The organism is Brevundimonas pondensis (assembly GCF_017487345.1).
Classification (GTDB): Bacteria; Pseudomonadota; Alphaproteobacteria; order Caulobacterales; family Caulobacteraceae; genus Brevundimonas; species Brevundimonas pondensis.
The window spans coordinates 1,246,166-1,259,559 of sequence record NZ_CP062006.1 but is presented as its reverse complement, the minus strand read 5'-3'; the positions used below and the strand labels follow the sequence as shown (position 1 = coordinate 1,259,559).

General features: G+C 65.7%; 16 protein-coding genes. 7 read left to right on the top strand and 9 right to left on the bottom strand.

The genetic code is table 11. From position 1 onward, the window contains the following. Position 1: 1 nt before the first annotated feature. Positions 2 to 415 (top strand): DUF5990 family protein, encoded by a 414-nt coding sequence (locus IFE19_RS06360; RefSeq protein WP_207826536.1) that lies wholly within the window; start codon positions 2 to 4, stop codon positions 413 to 415. Positions 416 to 418: 3 nt separating this feature from the next. Here IFE19_RS06360 and IFE19_RS06355 read toward each other — a convergent pair whose 3' ends face one another. Then, positions 419 to 985: a hypothetical protein gene (locus IFE19_RS06355; RefSeq protein ID WP_207826534.1), complete on the bottom strand. Its 567-nt coding sequence runs from the start codon at positions 983 to 985 to the stop codon at positions 419 to 421. A gap of 126 nt (positions 986 to 1,111) precedes the next feature. Here IFE19_RS06355 and rpmG point away from each other — a divergent pair, with 126 nt between their 5' ends. Next, positions 1,112 to 1,279 (top strand): 50S ribosomal protein L33, encoded by a 168-nt coding sequence (gene rpmG, locus IFE19_RS06350; RefSeq protein WP_003164451.1) that lies wholly within the window; start codon positions 1,112 to 1,114, stop codon positions 1,277 to 1,279. 104 nt (positions 1,280 to 1,383) lie between these two features. On the opposite strand, the gene IFE19_RS06345 is transcribed toward rpmG, so the two are convergent. Further along, positions 1,384 to 2,748 (bottom strand): PleD family two-component system response regulator, encoded by a 1,365-nt coding sequence (locus IFE19_RS06345; protein ID WP_207826531.1) that lies wholly within the window; start codon positions 2,746 to 2,748, stop codon positions 1,384 to 1,386. A gap of 6 nt (positions 2,749 to 2,754) precedes the next feature. Then, on the bottom strand, positions 2,755 to 3,120 hold the full coding sequence (locus tag IFE19_RS06340; protein WP_184273318.1) for a response regulator: 366 nt from the start codon (positions 3,118 to 3,120) through the stop codon (positions 2,755 to 2,757). Positions 3,121 to 3,278: 158 nt separating this feature from the next. Here IFE19_RS06340 and IFE19_RS06335 point away from each other — a divergent pair, with 158 nt between their 5' ends. From IFE19_RS06335 to IFE19_RS06320, 4 genes are all read left to right on the top strand, one after another. Then, the gene (locus IFE19_RS06335) at positions 3,279 to 4,541 is read left to right on the top strand and encodes a DNA polymerase IV (RefSeq protein ID WP_207826530.1); all 1,263 of its coding nucleotides are present in this window, start codon (positions 3,279 to 3,281) and stop codon (positions 4,539 to 4,541) included. Positions 4,542 to 4,597: 56 nt separating this feature from the next. Beyond that, positions 4,598 to 5,056: a RidA family protein gene (locus tag IFE19_RS06330; RefSeq protein ID WP_207826529.1), complete on the top strand. Its 459-nt coding sequence runs from the start codon at positions 4,598 to 4,600 to the stop codon at positions 5,054 to 5,056. Continuing rightward, on the top strand, positions 5,053 to 6,198 hold the full coding sequence (locus tag IFE19_RS06325; protein WP_207826528.1) for a GNAT family N-acetyltransferase: 1,146 nt from the start codon (positions 5,053 to 5,055) through the stop codon (positions 6,196 to 6,198). The genes IFE19_RS06330 and IFE19_RS06325 overlap by 4 nt, the downstream gene beginning before the upstream one ends. Positions 6,199 to 6,282: 84 nt before the next feature. Continuing rightward, on the top strand, positions 6,283 to 6,588 hold the full coding sequence (locus tag IFE19_RS06320) for a CsbD family protein (RefSeq protein WP_207826527.1): 306 nt from the start codon (positions 6,283 to 6,285) through the stop codon (positions 6,586 to 6,588). 3 nt (positions 6,589 to 6,591) lie between these two features. On the opposite strand, the gene IFE19_RS06315 is transcribed toward IFE19_RS06320, so the two are convergent. From IFE19_RS06315 to IFE19_RS06300, 4 genes are all read right to left on the bottom strand, one after another. Next, the gene (locus IFE19_RS06315; protein WP_207826526.1) at positions 6,592 to 7,167 is read right to left on the bottom strand and encodes a DUF4287 domain-containing protein; all 576 of its coding nucleotides are present in this window, start codon (positions 7,165 to 7,167) and stop codon (positions 6,592 to 6,594) included. Positions 7,168 to 7,374: 207 nt separating this feature from the next. Next, positions 7,375 to 9,675, bottom strand: coding sequence for an ATP-dependent Clp protease ATP-binding subunit ClpA (gene clpA, locus IFE19_RS06310; protein ID WP_207826525.1), 2,301 nt, complete (start codon positions 9,673 to 9,675; stop codon positions 7,375 to 7,377). Positions 9,676 to 9,686: 11 nt separating this feature from the next. Continuing rightward, positions 9,687 to 10,016 carry an ATP-dependent Clp protease adapter ClpS gene (gene clpS / locus IFE19_RS06305; RefSeq protein ID WP_105564763.1) on the bottom strand — a complete coding sequence of 110 codons (330 nt, stop codon included), beginning with the start codon at positions 10,014 to 10,016 and terminating at the stop codon, positions 9,687 to 9,689. Positions 10,017 to 10,198: 182 nt separating this feature from the next. Then, complete coding sequence (locus tag IFE19_RS06300) at positions 10,199 to 10,669, bottom strand: phasin family protein (RefSeq protein WP_207826524.1); 471 nt, start codon at positions 10,667 to 10,669, stop codon at positions 10,199 to 10,201. A gap of 265 nt (positions 10,670 to 10,934) precedes the next feature. On the opposite strand from IFE19_RS06300, the gene IFE19_RS06295 reads away from it, so the two are divergent. After that, positions 10,935 to 12,386, top strand: coding sequence for a serine hydrolase (locus tag IFE19_RS06295; protein ID WP_207826515.1), 1,452 nt, complete (start codon positions 10,935 to 10,937; stop codon positions 12,384 to 12,386). On the opposite strand, the gene IFE19_RS06290 is transcribed toward IFE19_RS06295, so the two are convergent. After that, positions 12,383 to 12,952, bottom strand: a complete 570-nt coding sequence (locus IFE19_RS06290) for a DUF2239 family protein (RefSeq protein WP_404822158.1) — start codon at positions 12,950 to 12,952, stop codon at positions 12,383 to 12,385. The genes IFE19_RS06295 and IFE19_RS06290 overlap by 4 nt on opposite strands. A 68-nt stretch (positions 12,953 to 13,020) precedes the next feature. Further along, a complete protein-coding gene (locus tag IFE19_RS06285) occupies positions 13,021 to 13,377 on the bottom strand; it encodes a phage holin family protein (RefSeq protein ID WP_207826511.1) in 357 nt (118 codons plus the stop codon). Between the last annotated feature and the right edge of the window lie 17 nt (positions 13,378 to 13,394).

The window sequence follows — 13,394 nt, the reverse complement described above, 5'->3', positions numbered from 1 at the left end:
CATGGCCAAGCAGACCATCACCCTGCGCCTGACCATCAAGGACCCCGTCCCGGGCGTCTGCTACAGCCTGCAGGGCAAGGAGGGCGAACCCATCGACGCCGTGACGGCGACCGAGGCCCCGCTGTCGCTGGACGCGCCCGTCATTCTGAACGACGACAACCGCCTGACCGGCCCCTTCGTTCGGCGCGAGGGACCGACGCGCCGCTTCGTCTACATCGGCATCGGAACCCATGCGGGCTTTCCCGGCCCCACCTGGAGTCGCCGGGCCAAGATCGACATCCACGACATCACCGCTGACCTTCTGGACGCCGCGCGTCAGGGCCGCACGCTGGAGGTCCGCCTGCCGGGGCGAGCGAAAGACGGCGGCCCGGCTTGCGCCACCGTCCGTCCTCTCGTCCCATGGAAAGCCCTCTAGACCTTATTGCGCGACCGGTTTGGTCAGATCGAACTCGACGCGGAAATGGCGGTTCGGGCGGCGCAGCTCATAGGCGAACATGTGGCGAGGATGGACCTCCATCGCCCAGACATTGGTGGTCGAAACCGAGGCGTTGTTGGCGTTGAACAGGTCGATGGATTCCTGGTCGACCGGGAACTCCTGCCGTTCAGCCGTGCCGGCTCCCGCCGTGTCGCCGCCGTACCAGTGAAGCGTGTCGGTCGTGCCGTCGTCATGACGGTGATCATGCTTAAGCCGCAGGCCCGTGGCGGTGCGCGTCACCACCCAGGTGCGCGAACGGTCGGCGCCCACCCAGAAGGGAATGCGAATCTCTTCGGCCGAGCAGTCACGCACATGCATCAACAGCCGCTGACTGGCGAAATCCGAATCGGCGGCTTCGGTAGTAACGACCTTGCCCTCGAATCTCTGACCGCATAGGGCGCTGAGGTTCTTGAAGAAGGCGTCCTGGGGCGTGTCGGCGCGAGCGGCGACGGGCAAGGACGACAGGGTCAGGGCGGCGGCCGCAAGGGCGATCGAGGTCAGGGCTTTCATTTCATCACCCTAACCTTTAGGAGCCTTTCCTCAACGCGACATCGCGGGCGTTGACTTTGGTCAGCGCCTGAGTATGTTCCGCGCCTCTCGTTTCATGCGGCTTTCGCCGTCGCAAAGGTAATTCCGATGGCCAAACCGGCTTCCATCAAGATCCGCCTGAACTCCACCGCCGACACCGGCTTCTTCTACGTGACCAAGAAGAACGCCCGTACGATGACCGAAAAGATGGTCGTCAAGAAGTACGACCCGGTCGTCCGCAAGCACGTCGAGTTCAAGGAAGGCAAGATCAAGTAAGGGCCTGAGCGCCTCGAACCCCCGGGTTCGCTTGACTGCAGAATTCGAAACGCCCGGCTTTTCAGCCGGGCGTTTTTCGTTGCTTGATCAACAGGATCGCCCTGTTAGGCGGCGCGGGCGACGACCTTGTTTCGTCCCGAAGCCTTGGCCTCGTAGACCCCCTCATCCGCCCGCTTCAACAGGGCTTCGGGCGTATCCTCCGCTCCCATGGTAGCGGCCACCCCCACCGAGACGGTGATGTTCAGATGCGCCTTGCCGTCCATGACGCGGAAGGGCGCCGCGCCCACGTCACGTCGGATACGTTCGGCGATGCGATGGGCGTCCTCCAGCGTCGTGCCGGGCATGACGACCACGAACTCCTCGCCGCCGAATCGGCACGGCAGATCGACGGCCCGGACATTGGTCGCCAGCCGCACCGAGAACTCGCGCAAGACCTCGTCGCCGGCGTCATGACCAAAGCCGTCGTTCACAGCCTTGAAGTGGTCGATGTCTAGAACCAGCACCGCCACCGGCTCGCCGCCGCGATTGGTGCGCGCCACCAGGGGCTGAAGCTGATTCGACATGTAGCGGCGATTGTGCAGCCCGGTCAGGGCGTCGGTGACGGCCATCTCCAGGCTGTGATCCAGCTTTTCACGCAGGAAGTCGCCGTAACGCTTGCGTCGCACCTGGGTCCGCACCCGCGCTGACAGCTCCTCGGGATCCACCGGTCGGGTCAGAAGATCATTGGCGCCCAGTTCCAGCGCCTTGAGCAACCGGGGTCGATCCTGGGAATCAACCAGGGCCAGAATCGGCAGCCGCCGCGTCGGCTCCTTGGAGCGGGCCTGAGCGATCAGGCGCAAGCCATCGAAGCCGTCCGAGGTCACGTTGATAATCATCAGATCAACCGGCCCACGCGCAGCATCCAGGGCCGCCATCGGGTCGGCCTCGATCAAGGGACGGTGCTCCAGCGCCAATTCCTGAGCCACCTTGGCGGCCTGCAGGGCATTGTCATCCACCACCAGAACACGCCCGCCCGAACCCTTCAGTCGCGCCACGCCGGCGGTGTCGACACCGACGCGCCGACCGCTCTCCTCACGCTCGCGCAGTTCGTCCATGACCATCTTCAGACGGGTCAGGCTCTTGACCCGCGCCATCAGGATCACGTCGTCCAGCGGCTTGGTCAGGAAGTCGTCAGCGCCGGATTCCAGCCCCTTGATCCGGTCATGTCGCCCGTCCAGCGCCGTCACCAGCACCACCGGTATATGGCGCGTCCTTGGATCTTCCTTCAGCCGACGACAGGTCTCGAACCCATCCATGCCCGGCATCATGACATCGAGAAGGATCAGGTCCGGCTGTTCCGAAGTCGCCAAGGCGATGGCCGTAAGCCCGTCACCGCAGGTCAGGACGTCGTAGTATTCAATTGTCAGCTTGGCTTCGAGCAGTCGGACATTGGTCTCGACGTCATCCACCACCAGGATACGCGCGCTCATGCCGCCCTACCCCAGATGCTTGCGGATCGTCTCAAGAAACGACACCACCGAAATGGGCTTGGAGATATAGGCCTCGCAACCACCCTGCCTGATCCGCTCCTCATCACCCTTCATGGCGAAGGCTGTAACGGCGATGACGGGGATATGGTTCAGCTCTTCGTCGTCCTTGAGCCATTTGGTGACTTCCAGTCCGGAAATCTCCGGCAGCTGAATGTCCATCAGGATCAGGTCCGGGCGATGCTGGCGCGCAATGGCGAGCGCCTGCAGCCCTTCGCGGGTCTGCAGGGTCTCGTAGCCCTGGGAATCGAGCAGATCATGAAAAAGCTTCATGTTCAGCTCGTTATCCTCGACGATGAGGACTTTCTTGGACATCCGCCACCCGGCTGTTTCGCCAAAATTCGCGCTGTTGCGCAGGGCTTTTCGCCTTCTTCGGATGCACCTTGTGCCGCGCAGTCTTAAGTTGAAGTGAAGCTGCCATCTCTCATTGCGCTATCGTGCTTCGCACTGCTTGAGCGCCGACGGAGTTCATTTTGGCCCTGAAGGCCGTTTGCCGCGACTGTCTGTGGACCGGCGACCGCAAGGTCGAGCGGTGTCCTTCGTGCGCCTCGCGCCGCGTCATCAGCCATGACGAGCTGGGCGACCTGACTATCGCCCATCTGGACTGCGACGCCTTCTACGCCTCGGTGGAAAAGCGCGACCGGCCTGAACTGCGCGACAAGCCGGTCATCGTCGGCGGCGGCAAGCGCGGCGTGGTTTCCACAGCCTGCTATGTGGCCCGCCTGCACGGCGTCGGCTCGGCCATGCCCATGTTCAAGGCGTTGAAGGCCTGTCCGGACGCCGTGGTCATCAAGCCCGACTTCCGAAAATACGTGGCCGAGAGCGAGCGCATCTTCGGCGCGGTCGGCAAGCTGACGCCCCTGGTCCAGACCCTGTCTCTGGACGAGGCCTGGATCGACCTGTCGGGCACCGAACGGCTGAACGGCGGCCCGCCCGCCTTCCAGCTGATCAGGCTGCAGAAATGGATCGAGGACGAGACTGGCCTGACCGTCTCCATCGGCCTGGCCCCCAACCGCTTCCTGGCCAAGGTCGCGTCCGAACTGGACAAGCCGCGCGGCTTTTCCGTCATCGGCGTAACCGAGGCCAAGGGCCTGCTGGCGCCCCGCCCCGTCAACATCCTGCCCGGCGTCGGCCCGGTGTTCGGCCGCACCCTGCGTTCCGACGGTTTCGCCACCGTCGGCGATCTGGCCGCCGCCGACGTCAAGGATCTGATCCGGCGCTACGGCGAGACGGGCCTGCGTCTCTACGACCTCAGTCATGCCCGCGACGCGCGCCCCGTGCGGCCCGACCATGACCGGCGCGGCATGAGCGCCGAAACCACGTTCAACGACGACCTGACGACCGCCGAGGATCTGGAGGCCGAGCTGTGGCCCCTGTGCGAGAAGCTGGCGTCCAAGGCGCGGCGCGACGGCGTGGCCAGCCGCGTCGTGGTGCTGAAACTGCGCAAGGCCGACTTCAGAATCGTCACCCGCCGCATCACCCTGGCCGAGCCGGTGCAGACGGCGCGGGTGCTGTTTTCGGCTGGACGCGACCTGCTGAAACCCGAACTGGGCGAGCCCTATCGCCTGATCGGCATCGGCCTGGCCGAGATCGCCGAAGCCGGGGCCGCCCCCGCCGACCTGTTCGCCACCGCCGAGACTCGCGCCCTGAAGACCGAGACCGCCATCGACGCCCTGCGCGAGAAATTCGGGGCCAAGGCCGTGGTTGCCGGGCGCGCCCTCAAGAAGCCCGGATGACGCGGCCCGCCCGGCGCGCTACACCCCCGCTCGAACCCCTCAACGGAGTCTCCGACATGAGCATCCACGCCCGCATCGCCGAACTCGGCATCACCCTGCCCGAGCCCGCCAAGCCGGTCGCCAGCTACGTTTCCTACGTCCGCACGGGCAACCAGATCCTGATCTCGGGCCAACTGTCGAACGATGCCAATGGCGGCATCAAGGGCACCGTCGGCGTCGATGTGACGCCGGAGCAGGCCGCCGAGGCCGCCCGCCTGTGCGGCATCAACCTGCTGGCCCAGATCAACGCCGCCGTCGACGGCGACCTGGATCGCGTGGTCCGCATCGTCAAGCTGGGCGCCTTCGTCCAGGCCGGCCCGGACTTCGAAGCCATCCCCGCCGTCGTCAACGGCTGCTCGGACCTGATGGTCCAGGTCTTCGGCGACGCGGGCAAGCACGCCCGTTCGGCCGTCGGCGTCTACAAGCTGCCGCTCGGCTTCGCCGTGGAAATCGACGCCATCATCGAGGTGAAGTGAGCTTCACGCTTCAGGTTCACGACGGGATCGCCGCAATAGGCCGGGACGCGTGGGACGCCTGCGCGGCCCCGACCGGCGATCCCTTCGTCTCCTACGACTTCCTGCACGCCTGCGAGGCGTCCGGCAGCGCCGTCCCGTCCCAGGGCTGGGCGGCGCGCCACCTGTCCTTGCACGACGAAGACGGCGCCGTGATCGGCGTCATGCCCCTCTATCTGAAGGGCCACAGCCAGGGCGAATACGTCTTCGACCACAGTTGGGCCGACGCCTATCAGCGCGCCGGCGGACGCTACTACCCCAAGCTTCTGGGCGCCGTGCCCTTCACGCCGGCAACGGGGCCGCGCTTTCTGAACGCGCCCGGCACGGACGCCGCGACGGTGCGCGAGGCCCTGTTGCAAGGCGCGCAGACCTTGGTCGAGCGCCTCGGCGTCTCGTCGCTGCACGTCAACTTCCCGACCGAGCCGGAATGGCGCGCCATGACCGAGGCGGGCCTGCTGCCCCGCCGCGACATCCAGTTCATCTGGCGCAATGAGGGCTATCGGACCTTCGACGACTTTCTGGCCGCCCTGTCGTCCAATCGCCGCAAGACCATCCGGCGCGAGCGACGTGAGGCCCAGGCCGATCTCGACATCCGCGTCCTGACCGGCGCCGAGATCACCGAGGTCCATTGGGACGCCTTTTTCGAATTCTACATGGACACCGGCGACCGCAAATGGGGCCGGCCCTATCTGACGCGCGACTTCTTCTCTCGCGTCGGCGCCGCTATGGCCGACCGCATCGCCCTGGTCATGGCCTTCCGGGACGAGACGCCCATTGCCGGCGCCCTGAATTTCATCGGCCGCGACGCCCTCTATGGCCGTCAGTGGGGCGCGCTGGAGGAGGTTCCCTTCCTCCATTTCGAGCTCTGCTACTATCAAGCCATCGACTTCGCCATTGCGCGCGGCCTGTCCCGCGTCGAGGCCGGGGCCCAGGGCGAGCACAAGATCGCCCGCGGCTATCTGCCCTCCCCGGTCTATTCCGCCCACTGGATCGCCGATCCGGCCCTGCGTGATCCCGTCGCCCACTACCTCGACAACGAGCGCCCGGCGGTCGAGGCGGAGATGGAAGCCATGACGGCGGACCTGTCGCCCTATCGCCGCACCTGATGTCGCATCGCGACATGCTGCGGAACTTGCGGCGCCGCGACACGCTTCCAATGTGAGTCTCCTCCTCACATTTCAGGGATCACCATGACCGATCAACGTATCGAAGGCGTCGCGACGGAACTGAAGGGCAAGGCCCAGGGCGGCATCGGCCGCCTGACCGGCGACAGCAAGCTACAGGTCGAAGGCAAGCTGAACGAGGTGAAGGGCAAGGCCTTGAACGCCTATGGTCGGGTCATCGACGGTCTGGACGGCATGGTCGACAAGGCCCCCGCCGATCTTCAGGAACCCGCGCGCAAGGGCCTCGACTTCGCCCGCCGCAAACCCCTGCTGACCACAGGCATCATCGCTGGCGCGGCAGTGCTCCTCGGGGCGCTGGGCCGTAAGCGCTAAACCTCAGCCGTTGTCGGCCGCCTGTGCGAACAGGCGGCTGATTTCGGCGTCCACCTGATCAGCGGCGTCCAGTTCGACCGTGGCCGTCAGCCGCTCGGACCAGCTTTCACGCCGCGCCGACGGCGCCAGGCGCGGCGAGACCTCGGGCGCCAGCTTCAATCCCAGCAAGGCCCGGCCGCCCTTCAGCGGACGCATGGCCGCAAACTGCACGCTGCGCGAAAACGACGTGTAGCCCTTCCTCTGGCCCGCGATGACGCCCTCGACGCCGTCCGCGACGCGCTCGACCGCTTCAAGGATCACCAGCGACGCCGCGTCCTTCCACAGGGCCGCGCGCAGGGCCTCGGGATCGTCCCAGCCGGGGCCGCCGGCGGGGCGACAGGCGTCGAGGATCTGCGCCGCGTGGTTCTGCCCCACGCCGTGTTCCGCCTTCAGCCACGCCGCTTGAGCGCGCGGCGCGCTCTCGGGACAGGCCGTCATGATGGCGACCCAGTCGGCCAGCGGCTTGCCGGTGTTCTTCTCCAGATTGGCCTGGACCGTGGCGAACCACTTCTTCTGCCGCTCCGTCAGCACTGCGGTCATGCGTCCCTCCGTTAAGACCAAGCCTATCCCTCCGCTCATCCCCGCGGAAGCGGGGACCCAGCAAGAACGGCGCGCACCAGGGCCAGGGTTGCGTATGCAGCCAAAGCACTGAATCCCCGCTTCCGCGGGGATGAGCGGGTTGGGGGTGCAGGACAGAAAAGGCCCGGGCGCTTCCACCCGGGCCTCCAACCTCAAACCTGAGCGAAATCAGGCCGTTTCTTCTTCCTCTTTCTTCACCGCCGCGCCCTTGGCCGGGGTGATGTCGAAGGCGATCTTGCCGTCCTTCAGCTCGACCTTGACGTGTCCGCCGTGGGTCAGGCGGCCGAACAGGATGTCGTCGGCCAGCGGCTTCTTGATGTGTTCCTGAATGACGCGGGCCAGGGGCCGTGCGCCATACAGTTCGTCGAAGCCGTTCTTGGCCAGCCAGTCGGTCGCTTCGTCGGTCAGTTCGATGGTGATGTTGCGGTCCGCCAGTTGGGCGTCCAACTGCATCATGAACTTGCCGACCACCGAACGGATCGTCTCGGCGCCCAGCGGCTTGAAGGCCACGATGGCGTCCAGACGGTTGCGGAACTCCGGCGCGAACAGGCGCTGGATGGCCTTGTCGTCCTCACCCTCGACCTTGCCCCGGCCGAAGCCGATGGAGGCGCGGGCGTTGTCGGCGGCCCCGGCGTTGGTGGTCATGATCAGGATGACGTTCCTGAAGTCGACCTTCTTGCCGATGGCGTCGGTCAGGGTCCCGTTGTCCATCACCTGCAGCAGGATGTTGTAGACGTCGGGGTGAGCCTTCTCGATCTCGTCCAGCAAGACCACCGAGTGCGGGTGCTGGTCGACGGCGTCGGTCAGCAGGCCGCCCTGGTCATGCCCGACATAGCCCGGAGGGGCGCCGATCAGACGGCTGACCGTGTGCCGCTCCATGTACTCGGACATGTCGAAGCGCTGCATCTCGATGCCGAGCGTGGCGGCCAGTTGCTTGGCCACTTCGGTCTTGCCGACACCGGTCGGGCCGCTGAACAGGAAGGCGCCGATCGGCTTGTTCGGGTCGCGCAGACCCGCCCGCGCCAGCTTCATCGCCGCCGAGACCTGATCGATGGCCTGCTCCTGACCATAGACGACGCGCTTCAGATCGGTCTCCAGCTCGCGCAGGGATTCCGTGTCCGACTTGCTGACCGACTTGGGCGGGATGCGAGCCATCTTGGCGATGACGGCCTCGACCTCCTTCTGGCCGATGACCTTCTTGCGCTTCGATTCCGGCAGCAGCATCTGCGACGCCCCTGCTTCGTCAATCACGTCGATGGCCTTGTCCGGCAGCTTGCGGTCGGTGATGTAGCGCGCCGACAGATCGACCGCCGTGCGGATGGCCGAGTCCGTGTAGCGCAGCTTGTGATGCGTCTCGTAGGTCGTCTTCAGACCCTTGAGGATCTTCACCGTGTCCTCGATCGTCGGCTCATTGACGTCGATCTTCTGGAAGCGACGCACCAGGGCGCGGTCCTTCTCGAAGTGCTGACGATACTCCTTGTAGGTGGTCGAGCCCATGCAACGCAGGCTGCCCGAGGCCAGGGCCGGCTTCAGCAGGTTGGACGCATCCATCGCCCCGCCCGAGGTGGCGCCGGCGCCGATCACCGTGTGGATCTCGTCGATGAACAGGACCGCGTTCTCGTGCGTCTCCAGTTCCTTGACGACCTGTTTCAGCCGCTCCTCGAAATCGCCGCGATAGCGGGTGCCGGCCAGCAGCGCCCCCATGTCGAGCGAGTAGATGGTGGCGTCCTTCAGGACCTCGGGCACCTCGCCGTTGACGATCTTGCGGGCCAGCCCTTCCGCGATCGCGGTCTTGCCGACGCCCGGATCGCCGACCAGCAGCGGATTGTTCTTGGTCCGGCGGCACAGGATCTGGATCGAACGCTCGACCTCGGCCTGGCGGCCGATCAGAGGATCGATCTTGCCGTGACGCGCCTTCTCGTTCAGGTCGACGCAATAGGCCTCGAGCGCCTCGCCGCCTGATTTCACGGCGGCGGCGTCCTCGGCCTCCTCGGGCGAGCCCTTGGCGGGACGGGTCTCGGTCGCGCCAGGCTTCTTGGCGATGCCGTGGGCGATGAAGTTGACCGCGTCATAGCGCGTCATGTCCTGCTCTTGCAGGAAGTAGGCGGCGTGGCTTTCGCGTTCCGAGAAGATGGCGACCAGGACATTGGCGCCCGTCACCTCTTCCCTGCCCGACGACTGGACATGGATGACCGCGCGCTGGATCACGCGCTGGAAGCCCGCCGTCGGCTTGGCGTCGTCGCCGTCGGCCGTAGCCAGGGCGGCCAGGTCGTTGTCGACATAGAGGGTCAGCGCCGTCTTCAGCGCGCCGAGATCGACATTGCAGGCCGTCATGACCGCGGACGCATCGGTGTCGTCGATCAGGGCCAGCAACAAGTGTTCAAGCGTGGCGTACTCGTGCCGGCGCTCGTTCGCATAGTGGACCGCGCGGTGCAGGGTCTCTTCGAGAGGACGAGAAAAGGAGGGCATGGGAGATCCTCTCAGTCTTTTTCCATCGTGCATTGCAGAGGGTGCTGGTGACGGCGCGCCGTCTCGACCACCTGGGCGACCTTGGTTTCGGCCACTTCGTAGGTGAAGACGCCGCAGACCCCGACGCCATGCTGGTGCACGTGCAGCATGATGCGGGTCGCGTCTTCCCGGCTCTTCTGGAAGAACCGTTCCAGCACGTAGATGACGAACTCCATCGGGGTGTAGTCGTCATTCAGGATCAGCACTCGATAAAGCGAGGGCCGCTGAAGCTTCGGCTTTGTTTCGGTGACGACGGCGGCGCCTGCGCCTCCGCCTTGTTCACCTGGCCGTCTTGTAGGCATTCGTCATCCGTCTTCGGGGGAGTTCGATGGATCAGATAGGTGATGATGGCCTGATTTGTAGGGGCGTCCAGTCACGCGTTGCGTGAACAGACGTCTTGTCGCGCTGGAAGCGGCGCCGGACGCAAAAAGGCCCCGGCGTTTCCGCCAGGGCCTGATTGTACGCTTACTGAAACTTGTCAGGCTTAGCGGGCGGCCTGGAAGCTTTCCACGGTCGCGGTGACGCGCTCGTTGATCGGCTTGAAGCTGTCCTTCACCGAGGCGGTGAAGATCTCGGTGGTCTTGCCGAACTGGGCCAGATAGGCCTCGGCGGCCGACTTGGCCCACGAGGTCTGCAGTTCGACCAGTTCCTGCACCGAGCGGGCCTGGCTGATCGACTGGGCGGCGGCGACGCCGTCTTCCCAGGACTTCTTCGAGAAGGCGATGGCTTCCTGCGACAGAGCCTCGGCGCCCTTCTGGGCGGCGGCGGCCGACTCGACGACGGCCTCGAGGTTCTTCTTGCCGTGGGCGTTCAGCTCGGTCAGCGAAGCGACCGACTTGTCCACGCCTTCGCGGAAGGCCTTGGCGCCGGCGGCCTGGATGGATTCAGCCTGGGCTTTCGCCTTGGCGGTGGTCTGTTCGACGGTCTTCTTAACAGTCTCTGCGGCGTCGGCCATGGGGACTCTCCTGAAGCGATGAGGGGTTTCACGACGAACAGGGTTCATCGCGACAGGGGTCATATGGTGCAAGTGCGAAATGACTTCAAGTGAATTTTGTGCGATGCAACATATGAACGCCGATCACCTGCGGCGGCCAAACCGATCACAACTCCGTTGACGCCTTGTTAACCCTCTCGAAACCCGTGAGTCCGATGTTAGCCTTTGTAACGCGCGGTGATCACGGTCGTCTTCGCGCCACAGTGACGAGGCTAGTAGATTGACCATGAACGCTGCATTCCGACGCCGCTTCCTGGCCGCCCTTGTTCTGGGCGGCGTGGTCCTCACGCCCGCTCTTGGCGCGCCCCCGCCGGTCGCCCAGTCCTCGGATAACTCGCGCTACGCGTCGATCGTGGTCGATGCCGCCTCGGGCGAGGTCCTGTTCTCACGCTTCGCAGACGCACGGCGCTATCCCGCCTCGATCACCAAGGTCATGACCCTGTATCTGGTCTTCGAGGCGCTGGAGTCCGGCAAGGTCAAGCTGACCGACAACCTGACCGTCTCGCCACGCGCCGCCTCGCAGCCCCCTTCCAAGCTGGGTCTGGCGGCCGGTCAATCGATCAGTCTGGAAGACGCCATGAAGGCCACAGCGGTCCGCAGCGCTAACGACATGGCTGTGGTCCTGGCCGAACACATCGGCGGTTCCGAAGCCCAGTTCACCGCCCGCATGACGGCGAAGGCCCGCGAGTTGGGCATGGATCACACCCGTTTCACCACCGCCAACGGCCTGCCCGACACGCGTCAGGCGACCACCGCGCGCGACCTGTCGATCCTCAGCCGCGCGGTGATGCGCGACTACCCGCAATACTACCGCTACCTTGGCCTTCACGACTGGTTCTACAACGGCCGCGACTACCGCAACACCAATGGCCTGCTGGCTACGGGTCGCGGGTATGACGGCATCAAGACCGGTTTCACCAACGCCTCGGGCTATAACCTCGCCGCCTCCTCGGTGCGCGACGGCAAGCGGATCATCACCATCGTCATGGGCGGTCGCTCGACCAAGAGCCGCAACGACCACGTCGCGGAGTTGATGGACACCGGCTTCGAGGTTCAGCGCCGACGCGGCCAGGGCGAACGTATCCAGGTGGCCCAGACCTTCTTCGAGCAGCGCGGTTACGGCGTCAGCGTCGATCCCAACCCGCCTGTCGAGTACGCCTCGGCCTCGGACGAGGATGGCGAAGGCATGGGTTCGACCGCTGTAGCCTATGTCGCCGGCCCGCCGCCCGCCAGCCTGCCGACCGAAATCACGCCGCCGCCCTCGGCCCGCACCACGACAGCCACGCCTCGCGCCACGGCGCCGATCCAGCGCGCCGAAGCCCCGCGCACGCCTGAGAACCTGACCGCCTCGCTGAACGGAGGTTCGTCGTCGACGGCGCGCCGTACATCGTCCGCAAGCACGCCGTCGCGCGCTCCGGCGCGTGAAGCCTCCCGCCCGCCCGCCGGCCGCTGGACGGTTCAGGTCGGCGCCTTCCGCGACGAGGCTGTCGCCCGCAACTGGCTCAACGAGGTCAGCCGTCGCTTCCGCACCCAGTTCACCGAGGCGCAACGCGATGTTCAGAACGCAGACGGCTGGTATCGCTCGCGCTTCACCGGCATGACCCAGGCCTCGGCTGAGGCCGCCTGCGAGGCCCTGGGCGAGCGCCGCGTCACCTGCATGGTCATCCGCCCCAGCTAGGGCGCACCGCGACCATTGCGCCAACTTCCCTCGGCCAGCCGACGGGCATAGTCGCGCACGTCTGACGGCCAGACCTTGATCGCGGCGTCGAAGGCGACCCAGTCGCCGGCGAACAACATCCGCGTGGCCTCCTCATAGCCAGGCTGATCGCCAGCCACGGCGGTCATGAAGCGATAGGCGGCCTCGCGACTGTGGCGCACACGATCCGGCCCCTCGGCCTCTCGCAGGGCGTTCTCGACCAGCTTGCGCAGCGCTACCGAAGCCCCGCCCGGCTGGGACGCCAACCAGTCCCAGTGGCGCGGCAACAGGGTCACTTCGCGCGCTGTGACTCCCAGCCTGGGCCGTCCCGGCCCGCGCTTCTCGACAGGCTCGACCGGCAGACGCGCCAGCACGGCGGCCAGATCACCGCGCAGGTCAAACTCCACGGGCCGGGCGTCGGCGTCGTCGAACACCAGCACCGCGTCGCCCGCGTCATATGCAGCCTTCACCACAGCCACGACCTCAGACGGCGCGCCCGAAGCGATCAGACGGTTTCCGGCAAAGGCGGTGCAGGTTGCAGAGGGCATCATCAGCTCCTTAGGGTCGCGATGATTTACCCGGACAAAATATTTGCGTCAATATTACCCGGACTTATTCAGCGCGCCCGCTCGCCCTCGCCGAACAGGGAGGCCGCGATCCAGCTGACCACGCCCGTCACGATCGCCGCCCCGATCCCGGCCCACAGACCGTTGACCGAGAAACCGCCCAGGAACCAGGCTGTCAGTCCGATCATCGCCGCGTTCACCACCAGCAGGAACAGACCCAGGGTCACGATCGTCAGCGGCAGAGTCAGGATGACCATGAGAGGCCGCACGATGGCGTTGACCAGGCCCAGCACCACCGCCGCCGCGACCAGCGACCCGGTCGAGGTGAAGTCCACCCCCGGCACGACCTTGGCCGACAGCCACAGCCCCAAGGCGGTGACGATAGCCTGAACAATGAAACGCAGCATGGAACGCAATCTCCGTG